We start from the raw sequence: 24329 nt of genomic DNA, 5'->3' as shown, positions 1-24329 counted from the left end.
TTTTCCGTTGCGCCTGCCGCGCGCCGCGCTAGCCTCTCGGCCATGGAAATCGTCTTTCTCGGCACCGGCTGCCCGGTGGTCTCGACCGAACGCTACGGGCCGGCGCAGCTCATTCTGGCTGACGGCGCCAGGGTGCTGGTCGACTGCGGTTCCGGGGTGACCCAGCGCCTGGTCGCCGCCGGCACGCCGGGGCGCGATCTCGATGCGCTGCTGCTGACCCACCTGCACTCCGACCACCTGGTCGATCTCTATCAGCTGATCGTCTCGTCGTGGCACCAGGGCCGCGAGCGGCCTTTGCCGGTCTACGGACCGCCGGGCACGCGGCGCTATGTCGAGGGCCTCATGGCCCTTTGGGAGTCCGAGCTCAGCCAGCGCATCGCGCACGAGAAGCGGCCCTCCACCGAGGCGCTGAAGGTCGCGGTGACGGAGATCGCCGCCGGCGAGGTGCTGAGCTTCGGCGGCGTGACGGTGCGGGCCGTCGAGGTCGACCACAAGCCGGTGCGACACGCCTTCGGGTTCGTCTTCGAAGCAGGGAGTGAGAAGCTGGCCCTGTCGGGCGACACCCGACGCTGTGAGGCCCTGATCGCCGCGGCCAAGGGTGCCGACCTGCTGGTGCACGAGGTCTTCGTCCACCGCGAGATGCCGCTGGTGCCCGGTGTGCGCTCGGCGGAGACCGTCGCCAATGTCGCCGGCTATCACACGCTTTCCAGCGAGGTCGGCAGGATCGCAACGGAAGCCGGGGTGAAGGCGCTGGCGCTCACCCACTTCGTGCCACCGGCGGCCGATCGAGCGGCGCTGCTGGCCGAGGTCGCGGCGGACTTCACCGGGCCGCTGGTGCTGGCGGAGGACCTGCTGCGCATCGACCTTACCGCGCGCAAGGTCGTCTACGGGCAGGCGGAGCTGTCGTTCGGGAAAGCTCTCTAGCTGGCGGTATCGGCCAGCACGTCGACGCGCACTTCGGCAACGCCGTCTGCCAGGATGCCGAGCTGCTTGGCAGCGGCGTGTGAGACGTCGATAAGGCGCGTTTTCACGAAGGGGCCGCGGTCGTTGATGATGACCACCACCGAGCGGTCATTGGCAAGATTGGTGACGCGCACCCGGCTGCCGAAGGGCAGGCTGGGGTGGGCCGCGGTGAACGCCGTCATGTCGTAGCGCTCGCCGCTGGCGGTGCGAAGGCCGTGGAAGCGCTTGCCGTACCAAGAAGCGAGGCCGGTAAAGCTCATGGTGACGGTCTCGTCGGCGGCTCCGTCGGTTTCGAGCGGTGCCTGGTCTTTCGGCTGCAGGGTGGCGATCAGATGGCCCTCGGCGGATGCTTTGCCCGCGTCGGCCGTGGAAGGAGCCGCCGCAGAAGCGCCCGGCGCGCGCTGGGACGATTGGCTTGTCGCCGCGATGCCCTGGGGACCGCCGCTCGCCGCCGGCGAGGCAGCGCAGGCACTGAGCAGGAGCAGGAGTGTGGCCAGGGAGAGGGCCTTGTCGAACTGTCTTCGCACTGGCACGTCCGTCATCGTGTCACCGTTTCCCCGAAGCTCTTACCACCAGGGATCGCCGAGGTCGATGGTATCCTCGTCGGTCAGCAGGCCGGTCAGGCCGCCGGCACCGGCGCCGATCAGCGCGCCCTCGACAATGCCCAGGCCCGTGACGGCGCCCAGCGCGGTGCCGGCCGCCGCGCCGATGCCGGCGCCGCTGAGACCGCGGTCGCCGGTGCTGCTGCCGCAGGCGGAAAGCGCGAGGACGGCAGCCAAAAGGACGGCAGGGCGCAGTAGCGCCGCTTTCAGGGATCGTTGGGGGGCAGCTGCGCAGGACATGGGGAACTCCCGGTCGAAAGTGACGTTTGTTGGCTGCGCAGGATATTGGTGGGCGAAACCAGCTATTGCTATGTCAAAATCGTGCCCTTAAAAACTATAAGAGCCTGCTTTCTTGGGGCATCACGTAAAGTAGAAGGCGGGATCACCCGCAGCAGCGGTTTTGCACTGCAGCAGGTCGGCGGATCACTTGAGTTCGTCTTTGCGATGTTCAGGTTTTGTCTCCGGCGGGGTGCCGGGGCGCCGTTGAGGGGAGTCCCTTATAATGTTTACCCCAATGGCCTCTTGCGGGGCCTGTCACCCGATGCAACGCGAAGGCCACTGTTGCCATTCGCGGCGCATCCATTAGACAGCCTGGCCCGATGCGGCGGCCGCTCGTTGGTCTGATCCTCATGCTGCTGGCGTCGGGCTGTGCCGCGCCGCAGGCCGACGCCGGCGACAACGCTGACTTCGCCTCTGAATATTCCCGGACTGAATTTTCCAAGGCCACGCCCTTCGGCACCTCGCCGTCCGGGCGCCGCGCTCTTGCAAGCCAGCAGGCGGCCCGGCAGGCGCCCGGTGCGATGGACATGGACCCCTTCGGCGAAGTCTCCTCGGCAGGGCTTTCTCTGCTGCACCAGGCACCGGCTCTGCCGCGGGCGCGCCCGGCGGTGGTCAGGGTTTCGCGACCCCTGCAGTGCGTGCCCTACGCCCGCGAACTCTCCGGCATTGCCCTGCGCGGCGATGCCTGGACCTGGTGGAAGAAGGCCGACGGCCTTTACGCGAAAGGCAAGACCCCACGGCCCGGTGCCGTGCTGGTGCTCAGCAAGACCCGCCGCCTGACCCTCGGTCACCTCGCCTTCGTTGCGGAAGTGGTGGACAGCCGGAACATCGTCGTGCACCAGGCCAACTGGCTGAACGGCGGGCGCATCCACCGCTACACGCCGGTGCGCGACGTCTCCGAGAAGAACGACTGGTCGGCGGTGCGCGTATGGTACACCCCGGGCAACCAGATGGGCTCGCGCACCTATGCGGTCTACGGGTTCATCTATCCAAAGTCCAAGGAATCGCCGGACATCCGTCAGGCAGCCAACTGATTCGGCCGCCATTTTCCCCTATCCCCTTGATCTGCCGCCGCGCAGCGGCACAATGGTGACCGAGTCTCTCGGGGGCCCGTAGTTCAGCGGTTAGAACTCGCCGCTCATAACGGCGTTGTCGCAGGTTCGAATCCTGCCGGGCCCACCATTGCTTCTCCCCTTTGTAGGGTGACTTAAAAGATGAGACTCGCCTTAAAAAGTGAGACTCCCCAAAATTGCGCTTAAGCATCTGCTTTTGCTGACCGAATCTGAGCCGTCGCACTTCAAGAGCGAGTCACTTGGCGGAAAGTTGGTCACAGAAAGTGAGACTCGGCTGATTTTCGGTTCTTTTCGGGTGCCCTTGGCAGCCAGAACCAGATCCCCCTATTCAACACTAATCGTCCGGATGATCTCGCAAATGTGGCGTCTCACATAAAGGCTTCGAATCTCGCATAAAAACGTCGATCACCTGGTTTGGCCTGGCACGAGTGTGGGTTCCGTGGGCAATTGCTCACACCCTCCGGCCAGCCGTTTATCATTTTGTGTCAATTTCGTGTTGAATCCGGACACTTCTGCTACCATCTGATCACGACTCGAGCGGCATTTTTTCACGCCCAGGACGTGTCAATGGAGCAATGGCGCCCAGCCTTATTGAACTTCTTAAAAAAGTATTCGTCTGACCCGGACGGCCTATTCCGTGCGCTGACGGAGCAGGGAATCGGCTCGATTGCCCAGTACAGGAATGGCGAGATCATCTGCTCGGCGGGCGATCCTGCTGACTGTGTTTGGCTGATCGTTGAGGGCGGTGTGTCGGTTCAGGGTGACGAAAAAGACTCCGGGCATATCAAAGACCGTGGCGCCGGCTCGCTGATCGGGGAGCAGGGCGTCTTGATGGCTCGCTCGCCGACAAGAAACTTCTCAAGAGGCACGAGTGGACGAACCGCTACGCTAAAAGCGCACGGCTTTACGCGCCTCTTCAGGATTGACGAAGTGGTCATCGAGAAGCTGAGCGCTGAGAATCAAGCCGCCTGGTACGAGCTTCTGGCCCATGTGCTGAATGAAAAACTCGCAGAGGCCACGCACCAACGCGGCGAATTGATAGAACAGCGTGATCGTGGCGGTTCCATGCTGAGCCGATTTTGCGACAAGGAAGCCTTGGGGCTTGCAAGAGCTGCATTTGAGGATCAGCCGAAGCTGATTTCAAATCGCGAGGTTGTTGTGTGGTTCAGCGACCTGGCAGGTTTCAGCGGTTGGGCGACAGGCAGAGATTCGCAAGACGTTAGCAAGATGGCTGCCGAGCTCATGGGCCTGCAAGTCAGGGCGATACGCCGCTGTGGCGGAGAGATCGACAAGCTGATGGGCGACGGGTTGATGGCCTTTTGGCTTTGCGACGGGCAAAGCCGCAGTGGTGCCCCCTTAGCAGCATATCGCTGCGCCCATGAAGTTCTGCGCGAGTTCAATCAGATGAAGTCCGAGCTCGGTGCCCCTGAGCTTGGTCTGCGCATAGGGTTACACAAAGGACCGGCGGCGTTCGGAGATTTTGGTACCGAAGAGAGAATCACCATCACTCTCCTTGGAGAGACCGTGAACTTGGCGTCGCGCTTCGAGCAGTTGCGTGAGAAGGATTGCCCCGGTGTTGGACCCATTCGTATCAGTGAGGCAGTTCATTCGTGCATCGCCGCAGACATCGGGAAGTTGGAGAGCGCAAAGGGTGTAAGGGTTAAAAAAGAGATATTTGATGTATTTTGGAGCAACGGAGATTGCGATGGCGTGGAATCATGAAGTTGCGCGTGAGCGAATTCAGAAGCATCTGAACACGGCTCCGGAGGTCGATGACAACATTACCTTGGCAGAGCATTTTGATCGTGCAAAAGCAGAGATCGCACGAGCCAAGGCCGAAGGGCGCTTCCCAGGTACACGGGCAGTCCGCGTCGATGGAGCCCATCTCTACAGTCAGCTGCTTGGCTTCGACGAGCTCGTCGCCGATGGCGCGCGCGGTGAGACAGAATCAAGTCATCAAAAAGTGCTCCGCTTTTTGCATGCTCACTACGAGATCTGGGACGCTCTGTGCGAAGAAGACGAGGCATTGCGGGTGGACTTCCACGGTCCTCGGCTTCATGCGGTCATTGTCAGCCCAGCCAACAACCCAAGGGCCCAAGTGCTGCGCGCGATAGCTTTGGCAAAGAAGCTGGAAGAGGCCGCAAAACGCGTTGGCCGGGTGCACGGATTTCCAACAGCAGTGCGCTCTGGTATCGATCATGGGACGTGCCTGGCCCTGACCACTGGGCGAGCTCACGATACCGATACGCTTTTCCTTGGCCGGCCGGCGAACCATGCGGCCAAACTACTACACGCAGACCCCCGAGAGGGTATTTATCTGACGCCAAACGCTCAAGGGATCGCCTATCGGCGGACTGATCCCCTTGACGAAGTCACCAAGGCCAGGCGATGGACTGAAGCGTTGGAGGAAGCGGCGTCCACTTTTCGTTTTGCCAAGCTTGATGCCGCTATTGAGAGGGTGGTTTCCGAGACGGGCACAAGTGCTGGTCCGACCTTTCGGTTTTTCAGGCCTCCGCCTCCACTGAAGAATACAAGGTTCAAGGACCTGATGCCATCTCGGACGGCGCGCATGGGTATGGCGTCTCTCTTTGCTGACGTCGACGGCTATACGGCCTTTGTCGATAACGCCATCGCCATGGGTGGCGGAGCCATCAAGACAGCAGCAACCGGCATCCACGTCATCAGGGAAGAGTTAAACTCAGTCCTGAGAGATGATTGCGGTGGAAAACGTGTCCGCTTTATTGGCGACTGCATTCACGGACTCATGACAAAAGGTCAAGAAGAGGACGACCCATCCGGCGCCATTGAGGATGCCGTTGTCTGCGCCTCTGCGATGAAATCCTCGTTCGACCTCTGCCTGGACGCGGTTCCCGGGCTCGACACATTGGATCTGGCCATTGGCATTGAGTATGGCCCCGTGCCGCTGACCAGGGTTGGTCGAAAAGGTGCTGAAAGCATTCGTTGTGCCGCCGGCAAGGCGGTCATCGATTCAGAGCGGATGCAGCAGTCCATCGAGCATGGCGGCACCCGCCTCGGGCCCATTGCCAGATCAGTTGCCGCGTTTCAGGTTAGGAAGCACTTCGAGAAGACCGACAGAATTCCTGAGTACGATGATGCGCTCAATCTTCTGGGGTTATCATCGGCTCCCGTCGTACAGATTCTGAGGTCCGAGCCTGACGCGCGATCGCATCTCAAACAGTGAGCCTCCGTGCCCGACACGATCTCGGATAGCGATATTGAGGACGGTCAGGTAACCACTCTGGCCGCACTCAACCTTACAAGGCCAAACTGGGTAGGCCTTGAGGCAGTTCAAGATGACTACCTCCTCGTTATCGCTCAGCCCACCTCAGACAGTCAGAGGCCCTGTCGGAGCTACAAGATTCAGATATCGCTCACCAGCTCAGGGATAGTCGTCGCAAGGGAAGCAGGCACAAACTTCCTTCCACCGTCGTGCCCCGAGCGGCATATCAATGCCGACGGCTCATTCTGCATCGGCTACAACGCTGGTGGAGGGGTTGTAGGCCCGGAAGCTGCCCGCCGGTGGTGGCGAAAGTTGGAAGCTCATCTCCTCTGCCAAGAGACCGCACATAGAGAGGGGACCTGGCCGGCCAGCTCTGCCCTCTCGCATGGCGATGCAGCTCTCCTTCAGCTTGAGGCCGAGAATCTGGGCGAGAAGCTGGGGATGCTCGATAGCGTCCGGGCAGCTGTTCAGGGGTATGGATGGATTGCCGACCATCTCTGGCAGGTCACGGATAACGGTAAGAGCCTTTTGAACAAGCGGAAGCCATGTCTTTGCGGTTATCGTGAAAAATCTGGCAATACGAAACTACGCAGAGAGTGTCTTAAAGATCAGGATCCATGTCTGATGTTGTTAGAGGCACAGCGCCGAGATGCCGAAGAGCGCTATTGGGAGGCCATGAAGAAGAAGCCATGTTGCGGGACCATGAAGGTGTGCCCACTCAGTAAAGACCGATCGCCGAGAAAGGATCGTCGGGCCGCGCGCAGGTCATCGGGAAATGCAAAGGGAAGGTAATCTGAGAGGGTTTCATCACGTACGATCAGTTCCTCTCAGTTCTGCCGCCAATGCCATGGGCGCGATGCCTTAGTTATGTGAGACAGAGAGCTTCAATCAGCGGATTAAGTGAGATTGCCAATTCCATTTATCTGAGACGAGATCCCCCTTAGCGTCTGATATTGCAGCACTCTCTATCTGCAAGTTATGTGTGACGCCTCAGCAAACGATGGCGGTGGGTGAGGCGTCACACATAAAGACGCGGGATCTCACAGAGAGTCGATCACTCTGGGTGGTTGAGTTCGGGGAAGGCGGCCTGTAATGGACGCAGGACGCCCGTTACCCCGTGCTCAGCGGACATCTACTGATGCTCAACGCAACAGCTGCTTTTGACCCGATGTCGACATTTGGATGGCCCTGGCGCCAATGGGAGTTAACGGCCAGAGGAGATCGGTCCAGGCGCTCAAATATTGAGCGATTGCCGTCGCTCCTCGTGTGGATTGAAGAGAGTGCCGCCGTCGATAGGCGAGACGGCCCTTCGCCGCAGATGCGGGGTGAGCCTTTGAACGGCAAGGCTGTGAAGGAAGTGGACAAGATAAAATCAACCTAAGATAGTATTGCGTGGACCCTTTTCTTAACATTGGGTAATGGCGACTGCGTGGGGGAACCCCAGACTATGCGGGTGGGCCTAGAGGCCAGCGAGCACGGCTTCATGGCTGCGCGGTTTCCCGCACCTGAATTCACGTCGTCATGAGAGGCGAATGGACTACGTTGAACTTGACCGCACCTTTGTTGACGCGCCCAACGACGAGGCGGAGAGCGAATTTGATTCGCTCTTTGAAGCGGGGGGGCGCGCCGGCAGCGGCAAATCCTGGACGGACATTCTCAAGTATCGGTTTGTGTTGGTACTCGGGACCGCCGGGGTCGGAAAAACCACGGAGCTTACCCAGCAGGCCAAACGCTTGGTGGCGGCAGGGCAAGATGCTTTCTTCCTGCGGCTCGACGATATCGCCAAGGACGACGTTCGGACCGCCTTGAACAGCTGCGACCGTGGGCGGTTCGACGCCTGGCTCGTCTCCGGCAATGAGGCCGTGTTCTTTCTCGATTCCGTCGACGAAGCGAAGCTGGAAGCCTACTGGGGTTTCAACCGCGCCCTCAACAAGTTCGTTACGGCAGTGGAGACCGCCGGCGCACGCGTGAATGTGGTGCTCTCGTGTCGCCACAGCGACTGGAAATACGTCACGGACCTGGATTCTGTGAAAGGCGCGCTGCTGCCGCTCGCGCAAGCTAAGCGGGCGACGGGTGCGGTCCCATTTGCGCCCGTCGGAGATGATTCTGCCGACGAAGCGACGCAACAGGAAGACATCGAAGGGGATAGCGACGTCGATCTCAAGCTCGTGCAGCTCAAGCCGCTCAACCGCGCACAGATTGTCAAATTGGCTGAAGCGTACCAACTAGCGGATGCCGCAGCCTTCGTGAGCGACTTGGCTGAAAGCGATGTACTATTTACAGCCGCGACACCCCGCGATATCGACTGGCTGGTGGCTTACTGGAGTAAGCACAAGAAGTTCGGGACGTTATGGGACATAATGTCCATGAGTGTGGATGAAAAACTGCGGGAGCAGAATGACGCACATCTCGCCAAGGACACCTTGCCGCCCGATTTGTCGAAGATCGGTGCGGAACAGATTGCCGGCGCCAACGCCCTGTGCCGCGAGTCCAATATACTGATTGCCGACCCGGCGCTCGGCTCGCGGCCGGCGCAGCCGGGGATCGACCCGGCGCAACTGCTTACCGACTTCGCCGCGACGCTCCTCAAGAATCTTCTCAACCGGCCGATCTTTTCCGAAGTATATGGCGGACGGGTGCGGATCGAACCGAAGCAGAACCGCACGTTCCTAGCGGCTTTATGGCTGCTGCGCCTGTTGGACGATGGCGCACCGCGCCGACGCATTCTCAGCCTCCTGATCGGCACCGTGTACGGAAAGGAAAAGGCCATCAACTCCATGGTGGAGGTCGCCGGGTGGGTGGGCTCGCGCGACAGCGGCATCCGTGCGCATCTGATCCGCGCCGTTCCCGAAGCAGTGTTGTTCATGGGCGACCCGGCGCTTATCCCGGTGCAGGAACGGATTGAAGCCATCCGCAGTTTCGCCCGAATCTACAGCGGCGGGACGCGTTTCGAATGGATAGTCAACGACATCGACTACGCACGCGCGGTCGATCCGACGATGGACGGCCCGATCAATGAACTACTCGGCGACCGCACGCTGTCGTTCGACACGGTCAAGCTGCTTCTGCGATTCACTGCCATCGGCAAATTGCCGAAGTCCGCGACAACCGCCTCGCGTCTAGCCCTCGGGGCCAAAGAACCGACCAACATCCGGATTTGGGCGATTGACGCCGTGGCCCAAGCTGGTACGACCGCCCAGCGAGCGAAGCTGCGCACGGCTGTTCTAAGTGGCAAGATTTCGGATTCGCGGCTCCTGGAGCGCGCGAGCCGCGAGTTGTTTCCGGGCACGCTGTCGCTGGATGACCTGTTTGCGTTGATTGACCTGTTTGAGATCGAGCACCCCGAGGCCACCGCCGGTCCCCCTTTCACCGTCGCATACTATTGGACCGAAGCTTGCCCGCCGGCCTTGCTGCCGGAATATTTGGGGCGCTTGGTGGACAAGGTCAAAACGCCACCGCTCAAGACCGACCGGGGTTTCGATCCGCTTTTGTCGGAGCGTTTCTTCTGGTTGATCGATGCGGTTGCGCAGGTCGCACGCCTCACGATCACGCGGAGCGCCGCAACGGCCCCCGACCACAAGGCGATTCTGGTGAAGGCGATTGCGCTGGTCGAGACAGCGAAAAACCATGCTGGGCTTCGGGTTTTGGGCACGGATGAAATTGAGAAGGCGCTACGCGAGCACCCCGAAGAACGCCGGGCGTATCTGATCCACAAAATACTCACCGCGACCGAGCGGCGGTTCTGGCTGAGTAGCCTGTCCTTCGCGCGCCCTACGAAGGGCGACGTGGCGTGGGTGCTTGCCCGTGCAAGCGAGGCAACCGATCAAACTGCGCGGGGCAAGCTGACCTATGGCGCGGTTCAGCTCTGGGCTTGGTTGGGCCGGGCGCCGGAGGAGCGGGACGCCTTGGTGGCGGCTGTTGAGGCTACCGCCCTCAGCGATGAGCTTAGAGGCGATGCGCAGAATATCCTCAACCCGCGGCCGATAGAGCCAGACCGCGCATGGGAAAATGAAATGCGCCAGCGTCGGGCGGCCGAGATCAAGGTTCGCGCTGAGAGCAAGGCACGCATCGAAGCGAACATCGAACATTTGCGCGACGGGACCGATTTCGCCGCAATGTTTTACCTCGTCAAGGAAATGCGCCGTGGGCCGACCGCTTCAAGTGCGAACTGGGCGCAGACGAACATCGGATTCATCGAAGAGCAGTACGACAAACCGCTCGCGAACGCCTTGCGCGCGGGCTTGAATAACAGTTGGCGACGGTTCACCCCGCCGCTGAAATCGACCTTGGAAAATAAATCCGCCGTGGAAAACGGCGTTCTCACCGGACTGACAGCACTGGCTTTGGCGTTCCGTGAGGGCGAGGACTTTGCCGCGCTCTCGCCGGAGGAAACGGCCATAGCGACGCATTACGCCTTGCGTGAACTCAATCAATTTCCGCGTTGGCTGACGGTGCTGGCCGAGGCCAAGCCCGAGATCGTGGCTCCGATCCTGCTCGCGGAGATCCAGGCCCAACTGGCCGCGCCGGAATATCAGCGCGCCGATATCATCAATCTCCGAGAAGTCTACCGCAACCCGGCCTTGGCGCGTATCGTCGGGCCCGGTCTCCTGGCGGAGCTGTCGGCACTGGCGTCGCTTCCGGCCGACGCGCTATCCGACGTTCTCGCGATCTTGGATGCCGCGTCCCTTGCCGAGACGCAACGGGGCAGGATCGCGGCGGCCAAGACCAAGGCGCTGTGGAAGGACGACCTGTCGGCGGCTGTGGTCTGGCTCCAGGACTGGATGCGGATGGCGCCAGGCCCCGCAACCGACTTTTTGGAAAAGAAGCTCATGAAGGAAGGCACGCAGGCGCCGGTGGCGATGGCGGCGTTCCTGCTGCGCATCCGGGACGATGTCAGGAACAGTGAGTCAGGCGCCTACCTGCGCGACATTGATCTGCTCAAACGGCTAATTCCGCTGGCGTATAAATATTTGCCAGTGGCGACCGACCCGGAGCATATCAGCGGCGTGGTTTACGATGTGACGCCCGATGATAACGCGCGGGAAACCCGCGACTGGTTGGCGGCGCTGGTGGAAACCATCGACGGCATGGAGGCACATAATGCCCTGCGTGACCTCGCCGCGCATCCCAACCTCACGGAGGTCAAGGATTCCTATACGCGCGCCTTGGAGCGCCATTCCGCGCGGGCAGTAGAGATGAGTGCGTGGACTGTCGAGGGTGTGCGGCAGTTCGCCGCTGGCTACAGCCGAGACCCGGAAACCGCCAGCGAGCTTTTCGAGCTGACCTGTGACCGCCTGAGCGATTTTAAAGAAAGCATCGAGCGCGATGACTTCAGCGACCGAGGCATCTTTAAGCCCGGCGCCGACGAAAGCGAGCTCCAGCGATTCTACGCGGGCCGGTTCGACCGCGAATCCCGGCGCCGCTACGACGTCGTGCGCGAGGCCGAAGTGGCCGACGACAAAAAGCCCGACATCAGGCTCTACAACCCCAAGGCCGGCGTGGTGTCGGTGGAGATCAAGCCGCTGGACGGCAAGCGCTACTCTTTCAATTCCCTGAAAGACACGATTTCGACGCAGCTTGTCGGCCAATACATGAAGGCCGCCCGGTCGCGTCATGGCGTTCTTCTGCTATGTCTCCTTGAGCCGAGGAACTGGCGCGTGGGCGGCCGCACGCTGGACTTCAATGCTTTGATTGCGGAGCTGAACGAAGAGGCAAAGCGCGTCGAAAGCTCACATGCGAGGGTGGAGCGCGTCACTGTTTTCGGCATCGACATGACGCCGTGGAAACCGGTTAAACCGCGGAAGAAAACTGCGAAGAAAAGCGTATCCGGCAAGACGTAGGGTTTGCGCAAGGCCGCGAGCGCGAAGACAAAGGCGTGCGGCCCCGAAAGAAAGAAGGCTAAACGCCGGCGCCGGTAACACGCGTAACTGTGGTGCGGAGCGAACTGGCCTTCCCCGCGCTCCTTGATTCCCCACGCCTAGGCCAGGAACATGACCCAGGAAGAACTTCAAAGAACTTTCATTGCTTTCAGGGAGGAATGCATATGGCTCCGCAATTGCTACAACACATATGCGGCGCTCTTTGAGAGCGGAGAGGACACCAGCCGACTTCTCCACCAGACAGCCGCACATTTCTTTCATGACTTAAATCGCATCCTCATAGAGTATGTGATCTTGCAAGCCTGCAAGATCACCGATCCGGCCAAGTTTCGCAAAAGAGACAACCTCACGGTCGCGACATTGAACATCGCCCTCAAACGTAGGGGGCTTCTCACCGAAGAGATCAGAGAGCATTCTAAAGGCGTTATGCGTTATAGAGATTTCTTAGCGGACGCGCGCAACCGACTTATCTCGCATCTGGACATGGAGACCGTCCTGAATATGGGGGCATTGGGTGAGCACAGTAAGGAGGATGTATCGTCGTTCTTCGACAGCCTGCAGGAATATTGCGACGCTGTAGGGAATGTCGTCGGAGTTGGGCCACTCGACTTTCGTTGCAGTCCCGGCAGGGGCGACGTGATCGACCTTGTTAGCGTATTGCGACGCGAAGATGGTCCGGATCGACCATAGGTGCGACACATAGTTTCCGTCCAGCGGTCCCCACCAGTGAAAGACTGGTGACAAGCGTGCGAGGCGGAGCATTCCCCAACCTTCCTCCGTTCCGTCGTGCAGGTCGGGTGATTCCCCAGTGCGCTGACGTTGTTCCTTTGAGTGTTTGTGTGTCAAACGGGGATGGAAGTCGCCCTCGCTCATATCCGCGCATAACGCCTTATACGGGAGGCGACGAGGAAGAATGCGTTGTCAGGCAGGGCACGGCTTCCTGATGAGGGAGGGTCGCCTGGCGCGTGAGGCGGGTCACCCGCTCTCCAACTCGGGCAGAGAACCGGTGACGCGCCAGCGTGGGTCCGGTTCTCCTTTGGGGAGGGTGCCGGCCTCGAGGGCTGTCGGGCGCCGGCGGCGGCCCTTGAGGGCCCGGTCGACGATGCGGCTCTCGGATTCCAGGCCGAGGGCCTCGAGAAGGAAACCGGCGCGCTGCAGCAGCGCGGTGTCCAGTGGTTGGTCCAGTGCCTGGCGAAGCCCCTTTCCGCTCAACTTCGGCTTCAGATCGCGGGCAAGCTCCGCGATGCGGGCGAGGCCGCCGACGTGTTCGGGGTAGTAGAGAAGATCGAGGAGGGTCGCTTCCGCCGTGCTGACCTGGAAGGGCGCCTGGCCGCCGGTGGCGCGAACGGCGGGGGTTTCGGCGGCTGATTTCTTGGTGACGAAGACGATCTTCTGGCGGCCGAGGCGGACCGGATTAAGGGGGCGGTCGGTCACGATCTGAATCATCTGCGGGGCCTCGTGACTGGAGCCGTGGTGGGCAGCGGCGGTCAGGAGTCCCAGGTAGTAAGGCTGCGCTCGGATGGCAAAGAAATCGTCGATCCACCAGGTGACCGGCGGCGCGCCGATCGCCAGGTGCTCGGGCGGTACGATGAGGTAGAAGAAGGAGCGGGGGTAGAAGGGGACGATGCCGGGGGCAAGGCGGTGCAGCTGGCCCTTGGCCGCCGCCGGCGAGAGCCCTGTCTCCTTCAGGAGTTCTTGGAGGGCAAAGCCGTAATGCCCGCGCGCCTGCAGGCGCCGGGCGAAGCCCGCGGCGGCGGCCGGGCTCATCCAGCGGGCTTTCGTTGAGGTCGGATCGACTGCCATTTCATTCCCCATCACCACGGAAAATGTGTCTTTTGGCGAATGAAATGGCAAGCCATCACGTCTTATGTCGTTGAAAATAAACAAATTATGTCTTTCTGCTGAGGAAGGGTCTGACCGGCCAGGTCACAGTTGGATGACCTTGCCCCGCTGCTTGGATTCGTCGGCCTGCGAGAAGGGACGTTAATCGCCGGCGGGTGGTGTCGCGCCCAGCGTGAGTGCCGGGCACGCACCACAGCCAGCACCTAAGCGGCCTTCCTTGTCGCAGCCTCCTCCCGGACGGCCCACCCCACACAGCGTTCCAGATCGCAGAGCTGGAACATGTGCTCTGGCGAGAGGGTGACGCGCCCCTTCGGCGTGAGAGCGCCGGCAAGCCAGGGCGACGCCGGGCACTGGAGTCCCGGCTTCACCAGCGGCTCGTGCTTGAGGACAACTTCCCACATCTTCTTGGAAGCGGATTGCGTCCACGCCATGTAACAGCTTCCGACCCATTGGCCTCCTTGCCACTGTGGGCCGCCATAGTGACACTCGAACGCAGCCGTGCCGGGCAACGTGTCCGGCAGCATGCGCACGAACCACTCGGTGTCGTCGAGACGGCCGCCGCCCGCGCGGACGACCGGCCGGAAGCGGCGGACGACCCCCCGAGGGATTTTCGCTTTCGGACTCCACCAGCAGTCGCCGGTGGCCAGCACCAAATGATGCATGTCATTCTCCTTTTCTGTCCTGACTGTCTTGTCGTGGTCAGTCCGTGGATATCGGCTCATGGGTGAGCAAATCTGACCCCCCATGGTTCGCCGGCGGTGAAGCTAAGGGCAGGCGCGTCGCCGTAGCCCCCTTCTCTCGAAACATGGGGTCGATTTTCGCCACCGGCCCTTGGACGAGCGGATTCATTCGGTCGGAGAAAGAAGAGGGTGCGTGCCCGGCAGGTTCTTCGCCGGGCGACGGCGCGGTGTTAGGCGTTGGTGCCCCGGGCATCATCCGCCAGAGTTGCGAGCCGTGAGGCCGCTCTTGACAGGTCTTGGAATGCGAAGGGATTGAGCACCTGGCGGCCCAACATCTGTTGGCACTCCGTGGAGCTCAGGCCGGCCTCCTCGGCGACCGTCGCCCACGACAGGGCGATTTGTTGGATCTGTCGCTCGACGATAGAGATTGCCGCAGCTTCGGTCAGGAGGAAGCCTTTGGCGGCGGCAAGGCAGGTCGATACCCGGCTCAGCCGGTTGTCGCCAGCGATAAGCATGGCTTGTGAAGCCTCGTTGCCGGTTCGGGGCTGAGGACAGATATCGTAGGCCGGTGTGAGGGTGAGCGTGCATCCGTCCCAGAAGGCGGCATGATTGCGGGCATGATCGTCCGTGTTGCCGATGAGGACATTGAAGACGAGTCGGCCAAAGAGCTCGCGGAGTGTTGCTTCGGGTTTTGTGAAGCGTTCGCGAATGACGTCTGCCAAGGTCTCGTAGGAGGCGTAGCGCGCCAGCATCTCGTCCAGTCCGAGAATGGTGAGGGCGGAGACCAGGGATCTGCGCTCCCAGCCCCCCGCGACCTCTCGGCGGTCGAACCGCTCGACAAGCAGCACATCTTTCCCGGTGATCGAAAGCAGGATGACCGGGGCAACGTCCAGCCCGGCGAGTGACGCCAGACGCATGGCGGCAAATTCGGCTCGGACTATGGGATAGCGGTCGCGGTTGCGGGGGAACTTTGCGACGTACTTGCTCCCTTGAAGCTCGACCAGTGCTTTGGGGCGCGCGCCGCCGACTGCTGTGCGATAGAGCAGGCTTCGGAGCAGCGCGGGAGACAGCGGGCCGCCCTGATCCACGATTTCTGCTGCCTCAATTACAATCTCGAGTTCGGCGTCCTCTGCCACACGAGGGTCGTAGCAACTCGCGGAGCGCTGAAAATCCAGGGCGCCTATGCGGTCAGATCCCGACTCCATCAGGTAGGTGAGGTCGTCGGGCTCGACGGTTTCGTGGCCGGATTCGGGTGGCCTTTCGCAATTGGCCGAGAAACCGGAGCGGATGACGTGTCTGCCCCAGGCATCAGGCCCGGCATCGCGAATTGGTCCCGGCAACTGCTGGTCCCCAGGAGCTGTCAGCGTCTCTGCGCGAAGAGGCAGGTCCGGAGAATAGATAGAAATCGCGTTCTCGTGGTTCAGATAGCTCTCGGCATATCTGAAGGACGTAGCCGGACCTGCGCCCGTCAGTTCTCCGGCGACGACGGGCTCTTTGGCGCAAGGTAGCCAGATCCAAACGAACCCGCGAGAATACCTGTCAGATAGCATTGTTGTTCACTGCAGCCCCACCGCGGGTCGCTTTCTGCCGCTTCCCCACACTGTCCCTGTTGGAAAGAGGTAATGATTCGGGAGCATTGGCCATCGGTCAATGAACTCCTGAACCGCGAACTTTCCACATTGGTACAAGGGCCACCTTTCGAGGCGACAGGCAACCCTATGTAGAAGCGAACAGGTCACTCGCACCAAGCAGCCATGAAGTAATCACGGAAAATCGCAGCCAATTTTACCTGAGTCTCTGGCACGACCGAGCTTCGTATGCCCCTCTGTTCTTTGCTCCCTACGCAAAATTCACCTGCGAAACCCCACCAAAGGGATTCTATCCGGCATCGAATAGGCTGACGTTTGCGAATTTGGCATCGAATAGGCTGACGTTTGCGAATTTGGCATTTGATGGGCGAGCCGCTTGCCAATTTGGGGGATTGAATAGGCTGCGCTAAGCCTATTCGTGGATTAAATAGGCTGCGGTTTGCCTATTCGACGTCGAATAGGCTTTCTGAAGAAAATCGAATAGGCATTTAAAATATTCAAGAACATCGCAGATAATAAACCACATAGAAGCGAACATGTAAATAATGAAGTAAGAATGTACATTCTATATATTCATAACTATATTTAATATTATTTACATATCTGGCAATTGCCAGAAGATTTACACGAAAATTTACCTTTCGTTAACATAGAATGTTCTAGTTCTTCCGCCGCGGGAGCCGCCGGCAAAAGCTGTTCCCGCACCTCGGCGGACCTACCAGCAGCCGGAAGCGGACGGATTACATTGAGCAAGTGCGAGCGTCACATATCTGGCGGAACCTGTGAGAGCTGTCGGTATTGGGATCAGAACAATCCCGCAGCCGGACTTTGCCGAGCAGTTGCGCCGCGCACGCACGCCATCGGTGAAGAGCATGACGAACTTGCTATACGGGCGATCTGGCCACTTACGCGCGCGAGCGACTGGTGCGGCTACTGGAGGCCGGCCGATGTCGCCCGATAGCCGAAGGGGACGCTCGATGCTCCTGGTGGAGCCACTCCCCAAGCCAGGCGAAAGCCCGGTGGGGTACCTCGACCGTCTCGCCAGGTGCAATGGCTTTCGAGGGGCCGCCGACGTTCTGAGGAAGGGTGGCTATGACGGAGCCCACCACCGGGCGTCAGCACCCCACGCCGGTTGGCTGAGCCCGGACGCTCTGGCGGTTCTGGGCGATTTCTTCCCCCAGTCAGCGTCTCGCAATATGATCAGCTGGCCTGATGGAGCAACGGTAGCGAAGCGCTTTCTGGCGCTCCGGCGTCAGCGTTTCTGTCCTCTTTGCCTCAGCGAAGGTCACTGCAGGCCGGCGCACCACGATTTGGCCTGGTCTACCGCCTGCCTCACGCACAGCGTGCGCCTGATCGACACCTGCTCTGATTGCGGAGCTGCTGTGACCTGGTATCGGCGCGAATGGGATCGCTGCGGCTGCGGCAAGGGCCTGAGCGATTTTCCCATCACGAAAGTGGCCCCCGAGGAGTTATGGGCAAACCAGCTTCTCGGAGCGGCAGCGGACGCTCCCGCAATTGGCCCTCACATGGCGCAGGAATCTCGGGAGCCCCTCGCAGCATTGTCTCTTGCCGATCTTTGTCTGTCCCTTCGGTTCGTCGCCGTCCATGTGCTGGAGTCTCTGCCAATGACCGTATCGGTTCAGCGGCTGGGCTGTGCAGAGGTCGCGCCCGTCATGGAGGAACTGGGCAGAGCCCTCATTTCGTGGCCGCAGGTGCTGACCGAGAGCCTCGCGCCGGGGGATGCTTCTGAGAAATCGAAGGCGGAGACCTTTGGGCGGGTCTGGAAGAGTGCCAAAGACCTGCCGCCGTCGGCAGCCCGGGAGTTCCTCCTAGGAGGCTTCGAATCCTCATATCGAGCGCTCCTTCCTCATGCCGCCGACCTGCGCCGGGGACGTCGCCGCCTGCAAGAGTTTCATGGTCTCAAATGGCTCACCTTGGCGCAGGCGTCGAAATCTTCCCGCCTCTCGCGCGAGCGTTTGCGAAAGATGATTGCCCTGGGCGAACTTCCAGCCCATCGCATCGACTTCGGGAAAGGCCATGCTTGGCGCATCCGGTGCGAAGATCTCCGTAATGTCGCTGCTCTGGCGAGAGCCAATGCGGGCGCCCGAGCGATAATGCAGGGGCCTTCAACTGGACAGCACCAGGTGATTACGTCCCAGGCTTCCGGGTGCTGCGCCGACACAAGGTCCGAGCTGCAGCTTATGCCGCCGAAGCGAGCCGGGCCCGCCCCGTGAACTGACGTCGTCTGCCCGATAACTGAAGACGACGCCCAGCCGATTACACAACCGCTGACCGTGACAACGTCCCGCAAGAACAGCGAGGCGAAGGAGGATCATTATGCCCGGAGGGCAACGACGGTGGATGATCATTGGGAGTATGACAGGGATCCCCATGGCCGTGATCGAAAGGTCACCAGACCCACGGGGGTCATCAACCGCATCGTTTTTCCGAGCGTGAAGATGATGCGCCAAATCCACTGCGAGGGAGACAACGAGCGCAACGCCGTTGCACTGATGGAAGTGCACCCCCGCATTGCTACATATCGAGAGCAGCCGCCCCTCGATCTCAGGATAACTATCGCCGGGAGGGTTCGGAAGGTCTTTCCGGATTTCGAGCTGACCTACCGAGATGGATCTTCCGAGATCATCGATGTGGTGCGCGCACGGACTCTGCTCAAGGCCGACAAACGGGAGAAGATGCGCCGAATCGGCGCAATCTGCCGAGAGCGTGGATTTAAGTACCGGTTGTGGACAGACCTGGACATCGAGCGGCAACCGCGGCTCTCAGGCGCAAACGAAATCTGCCGGCGCGGCCGCAAGAGCCTCTCCGATCAGCTGATCGCGCGCGCAATCCGCATGCTCCCGGAATGCCAAACCGTCGGCGCCCTGAACATCGCACTCGGTGGCCAGATCGACACAACCTGCGCCCTCGTTCTGCAGGGGCACCTCGCTGTCGACATCTCACAGGGGCTCAACGACCGGACGCCAATCCTCGGACATGGATGGAGGAGCGATAAGCTATGACGCGACGTTGGGCCTCGGCAGGCACTTCACAAATGCGGGCCTGGGATCAATTTCGGCGCTCGGCGGTACGCGGCCACGACTTGGTGGCAGAAAGCCATCTCCTGGACGTGCTTGTCGTCAGCAATGAAGGTGCCGCGCGCATCGTTCGCCGCCCCTCCCTTTCGACAGTGACGGCGAGGGCCACCGGTAGGGTCTTGGCATGGTCGGTGGCGACAGGGCGGCAAGTTCGTAACTGAAGACCAATCCCATAGCATCCAGCGGAGAAAAGATATGATCCGTTTGAAGAACGGCGACATCGTTGAGTGGCGGCGCACGGAAAGTCAGGACAGCGAGCCCTACGAAGTCGTTGCCAGCGATGAGGATACCACCACACTTCTGGCTTTTGACGGCAGTCCAGAGGTCTGTCTCACAAACAATGAGCTAAACCAGGAGTACTTGGCCGCTCGAATGATGTTGTCCACGGCCAATCGCGACACTGGTGTCAGTGATCGCTATGCCTTCGTTATGCTCCCGGCACGGGACAGGCAGGCGGCGCGACGACGCGAAGACTATGTGCGCGAAGTGGATGATCGGGTGTCGGACAATGGCAGGATCGCCAATGGCGCTCTTGACCAAGCGCTTGCCAATGTGGCCGCAAAGCATTGTGAGACGAAGATTCCGGGATACGGGGCCGGAGCGCCCAGCAGGGCCACAGCCCGACGGTGGTACGCCTTGTGGACCCACGCGGGTCGTGTCATCGATGCGCTTGTGCCGCAGACAGCTAGACGAGGAGCGTCTTCCGGGCGGCTCGACCCACGCATTGAGACGGTGATCCAACAAGTCATTCAGTCAGAATACCTGACGATGAATCAGAATGATGTTCCCACCTGTTATCGTGCATTGACGACGGCAGTGGAGGAACTCAACAAGTATAGGGAGCCCCACAACCAACTGAAGCGCCCTTCACAAAGGGCATTTCGCAGACGCATTGAGCGCATTGACCCCTACATCCGGGACCTTAAGCGTCGTGGCCCGGAGTATGCGAAGAGCAAACAGAAGATCGTCAAGCGGGGCCAGCGCCGTGCGACGCGGCCAAATGAGATCTGGGAGGTCGATGCAACCTGCATGGATGTCATGCTTATTGACCTGCATGCGGATCTTCTTGGTGAGAAAGTTCGATGGAAGCGCGCGTATCTCACGTTGATCATCGACCAGTTTACCCGCTGCATCGTTGGCTACTATCTGCGCTTCGAGAAACCCAGCTTCGAATCCATTGCGGCAGCTCTCCGCATGGCGATCATGTCGAAGGACGAGATTGTAGCCCGGTACCCGGAACTGAAGAACGACTGGCCGGTAGAGGGGCGGCCGGCTGTGCTTGTGTGCGACAATGGCCGAGAGAATCACGCTGAAGCCTTGCGATATCTTTGCGGCATTCTCGGCATAGAACTCCTCTATGTGCCGCGCAAGAGTCCGCAGGGAAAGCCCCATGTCGAGCGGGTTCTGAGGACGATAAATCGCGCTTCTCACACGCTTCCAGGGACGACCTTCTCCAACCCTAAAGAGCGCGGGGAGTATGATTCCAAGAAGCACGCCGGACTGACGATTGACGATCTGGAGAAATGGTTCGTCCGCCACATCGTAGATGTTTATCACCAAGACCTGCACGAGGCGTTGTTCAAGTCACCCTACCATATGTGGCTCGATAACATACAGGACGTAGTGACCGCGCCGCCGGCACAGGTGGTTGAGGAGCAGGCCTTTTTCATGAAGGAGGCGAAGAGGACCCTCCATAAAGACGGCGTGCACATGGATCACCTGGTCTATCACTCGGACGAGTTCCAATTCATGTTCGATCACCAAAAGAAACAGAATGTTGACGTTCGCTACTCCGAAGACGTCCTCGATAAGATCCTCGTGGCGGACCCGCAACGGAAGCGGTGGGTCACCGCCTACTGTAACAACATGCCAAAGTACGCAGTGGGGCGTAGTCGAAGAGCGCATAACGCAATCGTCGCGGACGCGATCCGTGATGGCAAAGGCAGAATTGATGAGCGGGCGATTGCCAAAGCGGCGATGAGCAATCTCGAAGATGCGCGGCGCCGTGCGCGCAAGGGGCGACGGCAGGCGCAGAAACAGGAACGTGCAGCCGGAAGCGCACGGTCGAAACGGGGCAAGGTGGCAGAGTCCACCTCGTTGACATCCAGACACCACGAGAAGTCGCTAGTGCCAGCAGGTGCCGATCTTTTCGAGGACGATTGGACGTCGCACGCAGACTTTCCGAATTCGAAGAATCAGTAAATGCCGGGTAGTGCCGGGCATGCACCCTGTGGTGGCGCCTGGTGGATTCATGAGCGCCATAGCACTTGCTGACCACACGTGTGCCGGCTGCTTCCGTCCAGATAAATCCGATGGGCTGCCTGGCGAGAAAGCCGGCACCGCGTTCCAATTAATGAGCAGAGACCAGGAGTTGAGCTGTGGATAAGCGTATTGGTATTGTTGAAAGCATTTGGGTTGGTACGCCAGAGATGGCACGCATCATTCGGCAACTAGACGAGTGTCGGGAGCGCTCCAGGCTGGCAAGCGAGCCCCGCTGCATGTTCATTGAGGGAGAGTCCGGGGTCGGAAAGTCTCTCACGATCAGACATTATCTCGACCGTAATCCACGGCGAAGAGAGACTGACGCGAACGGAGAGAGGACGATAATTCCGGTCCTTTCGGCCATGGTGCCAGTACCCGGCAGCGTGGGCGGGCTCATCTCGGAGCTTATCCGTGCGACGGGGGATCCTCTATGGAACAAGCGGACGTCTCGATTGGGAGACGAGACGGCACGCCTGCGCACCCTCATCGAGAATTGCAGCATCGAGATGATCATCCTCGATGAGATTCAACATCTGGCTCCTGACGGTAAGGAAAGTTTGAGAAAGTCAGCGGCGGACTGGGTCAAGAACCTGATCACGCAGACGGGAATTCCGGTGGTAATCGTGGGCGTTCCCTATGCCAGCAGGCTTATTGATCGGCACGCGCAGTTGCGCAACCGGTTTTCTCTGCGCGCCGACCTGCGCCCCTACGACTGGAAAGATCGTCAAAGCCAGAAGAAGTTGCTGAAATTTCTTGACCTGGTCGATGAGGAGTTGCCGTTCTCTGCACGTTCTGGGCTCGCGGAAACGGAAACGGCGATGGCAATCTACCAGGCCAGCAGCGGGCTCCCCCGGCTCTTTATGAAGCTCATCCGGTCGGCGGCAATTCGCGCAATCAGGCAGGATGCTGCGATGGTTCGTCCCGAGGACCTGGCGGTTGTCTATGAAGAAGAGCTCAATCACTTCAACGGCAATTTTCCCAATCCGTTTGTGACGCCGCCCCAATTGAGCCGACTGGTTCCTTCTGGCGATTTCGCAGTGGACGACGAGTAATGCGTGAGATGTCGATGGAAGGCCTGAGGATTGTCTCCGTGCCCTCGCGGCGGGCGGGCGAGAGCCCGCTCAGCTATCTGGCGCGGGTGGCCGATGCACAGGGCTATCCCCACCATCGGTGGATGTTCGAGCTGGCGGGCGGAAAGGCCTCGGACAGCTTGGCAACTGCGCGGAATAGAGATGGGCTGGCTCGGTTCCTGGGCGTAGATCTCGAAGAACTTCTCCCGCTGCGCAATCAGGGGCAGGGTGGCGAGGCTGTGACTGAGGCGAGAGTCGGGTCCGCCTGGTTTCCTCTGCGCTACTTGGACCTTGAGGGCGCCAGGGTCTGCGTCGCTTGCCTTTCGCAGCGGGGGTTTCGGCATGCTCTGTGGGACATCAAGGCATTCACCTGCTGTCCTGAGCACCATGTCAGACTCCTCGAGACCTGTCCAACGTGCAGAAGAGCGCCGCGGGTGAATGCCCATGGTCTGCGCCATTGTGCCTGCGGTGCCGATCTGACGGGAAATCAGCCCGTGCCGGCATCCGAGCCAGAAATTTCCCTGCATCAATGGCTGGCGTATCTGGCCGGATTCGGGGCAAGACCAACTAGCGATGCCTTGACGGCCCTGGGCGACGACCTCGATCAGGTGATGGCTAAGGACCTGGTGGACTTGGCAGTCGTCCTGGGCTGGAGTCCGGACGGTCGTGACCCTCTTTCTCTATTGCCGGGGCGCAAGGCCGCCGACTGGGCCGGCCCTGTCAGGAAGGGAGCTGACCTGCTCGCGAACTGGCCGGAAGCGCTCCATGGAGCCATCAGGGAGAAGCTGGGTCCGGACTTCGATGCGTTTCTCCGGCACAGAGAGTCCCTGTCGGAATACTATGCTGCTTCGGCTGGACGCTTCCGTGAGCAGAAATTTGACTTCCTTCGCGTTGCGCTGGACCAGATGGAGTCCGCCCAATGGAGCGACTTTGCATCCCGATTCCGGCGATCCCTGCCTGAGCCGGTGGCTCGGCGCAATGCAACGACAATCGGGGCCAGATCCCTGGCCGAGGACCTTGGCCTTACAGAGCATGAGGTCATTCAGCTGGCCAGGGATGGCGTCTTACCAACAGTGACCCCGCAAGAGAGCGGAGAGCGCCTGAACTGGCTGTTTGATTCTGACCTCGCCAATGAAGTCTTTCAAGACTTGGATCGCCATGCTCTCCCAGTACCGGACGACGGCTTCATCACCGGCTTGCCCTTCTACAAGGCAAGACATATCCCCAGAAGCTCTTTGCTGCTGGCGCATCTGATTAGGCAGGCGCGAAGTGGCACCATTCCAACTCTGGCGGGAGCGCCGCGGCGACGTGGGATGAAAGGTTGCATTTTTTCGCAAAGGCATCTCCTGGAGGCTGCCATACCACAGCTGAAGAGCTCCAACGGACAGATCGCCACCGATGCGGTTTGGGCATACCTTGGAATGACCAAACAGGCGTGGTGCTGGCTTCAGAAGAAGGGCTACCTGCGGAAGGCTCTTCGTATGCCAGTCGGCGCCGAAATGAGCGTCGCTCAGTTCTGGGAACTACTCGACATGATTGTCGTGCCAGGCAATCTGATCTTCGGCACCCGAACTGGCCTGCCACAGGGGAGAGCCGCGCTTGACCGGATAGGTGCCATCCCCTTCGCCAGCTCTGCGAATGGCAGCCCGGGAGTGCTCTATTGGCGGCGTGATATCGAACGAAAGCTGACCAGCTACCTGGCGAGCCGGCGATAGGGCAGACTTCCGGGACACGCCGGTTAGAAGCCCCGC

The 24329-nt window shown here is 60.3% G+C and carries 18 protein-coding genes, 1 tRNA gene and 2 pseudogenes; 15 read left to right on the top strand and 6 right to left on the bottom strand.

The window, feature by feature from the left end; genetic code table 11:
• The first annotated feature begins 42 nt into the window (after positions 1 to 42).
• On the top strand, positions 43 to 924 hold the full coding sequence (locus WDC82_RS02195; protein WP_340115617.1) for an MBL fold metallo-hydrolase: 882 nt from the start codon (positions 43 to 45) through the stop codon (positions 922 to 924).
• On the opposite strand, the gene WDC82_RS02190 is transcribed toward WDC82_RS02195, so the two are convergent.
• Together WDC82_RS02190 and WDC82_RS02185 are read right to left on the bottom strand one after the other, a co-directional pair.
• Positions 921 to 1505, bottom strand: coding sequence for a septal ring lytic transglycosylase RlpA family protein (locus tag WDC82_RS02190; protein WP_340115616.1), 585 nt, complete (start codon positions 1503 to 1505; stop codon positions 921 to 923). The two genes, WDC82_RS02195 and WDC82_RS02190, sit on opposite strands and share 4 nt — an antisense overlap.
• Positions 1506 to 1529: 24 nt before the next feature.
• The gene (locus WDC82_RS02185) at positions 1530 to 1805 is read right to left on the bottom strand and encodes a YMGG-like glycine zipper-containing protein (protein ID WP_340115615.1); all 276 of its coding nucleotides are present in this window, start codon (positions 1803 to 1805) and stop codon (positions 1530 to 1532) included.
• A 359-nt stretch (positions 1806 to 2164) separates the two neighbouring features.
• On the opposite strand from WDC82_RS02185, the gene WDC82_RS02180 reads away from it, so the two are divergent.
• The 7 genes from WDC82_RS02180 to WDC82_RS02150 all read left to right on the top strand — a co-directional run bounded on the left by WDC82_RS02180 (position 2165) and on the right by WDC82_RS02150 (position 12727).
• Complete coding sequence (locus WDC82_RS02180) at positions 2165 to 2878, top strand: CHAP domain-containing protein (RefSeq protein ID WP_340115614.1); 714 nt, start codon at positions 2165 to 2167, stop codon at positions 2876 to 2878.
• Between the two features lie 72 nt (positions 2879 to 2950).
• A tRNA-Ile gene (locus WDC82_RS02175) sits at positions 2951 to 3026 on the top strand.
• Between the two features lie 458 nt (positions 3027 to 3484).
• The gene (locus tag WDC82_RS02170; protein WP_340115613.1) at positions 3485 to 4639 is read left to right on the top strand and encodes an adenylate/guanylate cyclase domain-containing protein; all 1155 of its coding nucleotides are present in this window, start codon (positions 3485 to 3487) and stop codon (positions 4637 to 4639) included.
• Positions 4596 to 6119 carry an adenylate/guanylate cyclase domain-containing protein gene (locus tag WDC82_RS02165; protein WP_340115612.1) on the top strand — a complete coding sequence of 508 codons (1524 nt, stop codon included), beginning with the start codon at positions 4596 to 4598 and terminating at the stop codon, positions 6117 to 6119. Before WDC82_RS02170 ends, WDC82_RS02165 begins: the two co-directional genes overlap by 44 nt.
• A gap of 6 nt (positions 6120 to 6125) precedes the next feature.
• A complete protein-coding gene (locus WDC82_RS02160; RefSeq protein WP_340115611.1) occupies positions 6126 to 6950 on the top strand; it encodes an E2 domain-containing protein in 825 nt (274 codons plus the stop codon).
• A gap of 740 nt (positions 6951 to 7690) precedes the next feature.
• Positions 7691 to 11998: a hypothetical protein gene (locus WDC82_RS02155; protein ID WP_340115610.1), complete on the top strand. Its 4308-nt coding sequence runs from the start codon at positions 7691 to 7693 to the stop codon at positions 11996 to 11998.
• Between the two features lie 150 nt (positions 11999 to 12148).
• Complete coding sequence (locus WDC82_RS02150; RefSeq protein WP_340115609.1) at positions 12149 to 12727, top strand: hypothetical protein; 579 nt, start codon at positions 12149 to 12151, stop codon at positions 12725 to 12727.
• 285 nt (positions 12728 to 13012) lie between these two features.
• On the opposite strand, the gene WDC82_RS02145 is transcribed toward WDC82_RS02150, so the two are convergent.
• From WDC82_RS02145 to WDC82_RS02135, 3 genes are all read right to left on the bottom strand, one after another.
• Positions 13013 to 13840: a type IV toxin-antitoxin system AbiEi family antitoxin gene (locus WDC82_RS02145; RefSeq protein ID WP_340115608.1), complete on the bottom strand. Its 828-nt coding sequence runs from the start codon at positions 13838 to 13840 to the stop codon at positions 13013 to 13015.
• A 242-nt stretch (positions 13841 to 14082) separates the two neighbouring features.
• On the bottom strand, positions 14083 to 14541 hold the full coding sequence (locus WDC82_RS02140; protein ID WP_340115607.1) for a hypothetical protein: 459 nt from the start codon (positions 14539 to 14541) through the stop codon (positions 14083 to 14085).
• Between the two features lie 248 nt (positions 14542 to 14789).
• A complete protein-coding gene (locus WDC82_RS02135) occupies positions 14790 to 16109 on the bottom strand; it encodes a type II toxin-antitoxin system HipA family toxin (protein WP_340115606.1) in 1320 nt (439 codons plus the stop codon).
• 911 nt (positions 16110 to 17020) lie between these two features.
• On the opposite strand from WDC82_RS02135, the pseudogene WDC82_RS25180 reads away from it, so the two are divergent.
• Positions 17021 to 17488, top strand: a pseudogene (locus WDC82_RS25180) (TniQ family protein); the annotation flags it as partial.
• Positions 17489 to 17995: 507 nt separating this feature from the next.
• Here the strand turns inward: WDC82_RS25180 and WDC82_RS02130 are convergent.
• The gene (locus tag WDC82_RS02130) at positions 17996 to 18187 is read right to left on the bottom strand and encodes a hypothetical protein (protein WP_340115605.1); all 192 of its coding nucleotides are present in this window, start codon (positions 18185 to 18187) and stop codon (positions 17996 to 17998) included.
• Here WDC82_RS02130 and WDC82_RS25175 point away from each other — a divergent pair.
• From WDC82_RS25175 to WDC82_RS02110, 6 genes and pseudogenes are all read left to right on the top strand, one after another.
• Positions 18134 to 18382: a hypothetical protein gene (locus WDC82_RS25175; RefSeq protein WP_367576125.1), complete on the top strand. Its 249-nt coding sequence runs from the start codon at positions 18134 to 18136 to the stop codon at positions 18380 to 18382. The genes WDC82_RS02130 and WDC82_RS25175 overlap by 54 nt on opposite strands.
• 123 nt (positions 18383 to 18505) lie before the next feature.
• Positions 18506 to 19171, top strand: a complete 666-nt coding sequence (locus WDC82_RS02125; RefSeq protein ID WP_340115604.1) for a TnsA endonuclease N-terminal domain-containing protein — start codon at positions 18506 to 18508, stop codon at positions 19169 to 19171.
• 270 nt (positions 19172 to 19441) lie between these two features.
• On the top strand, positions 19442 to 21448 hold the full coding sequence (locus WDC82_RS02120; RefSeq protein WP_340115603.1) for a DDE-type integrase/transposase/recombinase: 2007 nt from the start codon (positions 19442 to 19444) through the stop codon (positions 21446 to 21448).
• Between the two features lie 176 nt (positions 21449 to 21624).
• A complete protein-coding gene (locus WDC82_RS02115; RefSeq protein WP_340115602.1) occupies positions 21625 to 22560 on the top strand; it encodes a TniB family NTP-binding protein in 936 nt (311 codons plus the stop codon).
• A pseudogene (locus WDC82_RS25170) lies at positions 22560 to 22964 on the top strand (TniQ family protein); the annotation flags it as partial. The gene WDC82_RS02115 and the pseudogene WDC82_RS25170, both read left to right, overlap by 1 nt.
• Before the next feature lie 48 nt (positions 22965 to 23012).
• On the top strand, positions 23013 to 24293 hold the full coding sequence (locus WDC82_RS02110; RefSeq protein ID WP_340115601.1) for a hypothetical protein: 1281 nt from the start codon (positions 23013 to 23015) through the stop codon (positions 24291 to 24293).
• Positions 24294 to 24329 lie beyond the last annotated feature (36 nt).

The sequence above is a fragment of the Pelagibius sp. 7325 genome, assembly GCF_037652055.1.
Lineage (GTDB): Bacteria > Pseudomonadota > Alphaproteobacteria > Kiloniellales > Kiloniellaceae > Pelagibius.
Note: the sequence above shows the minus strand (reverse complement) of the source record. Positions and strands in the feature narration are given on the sequence as shown.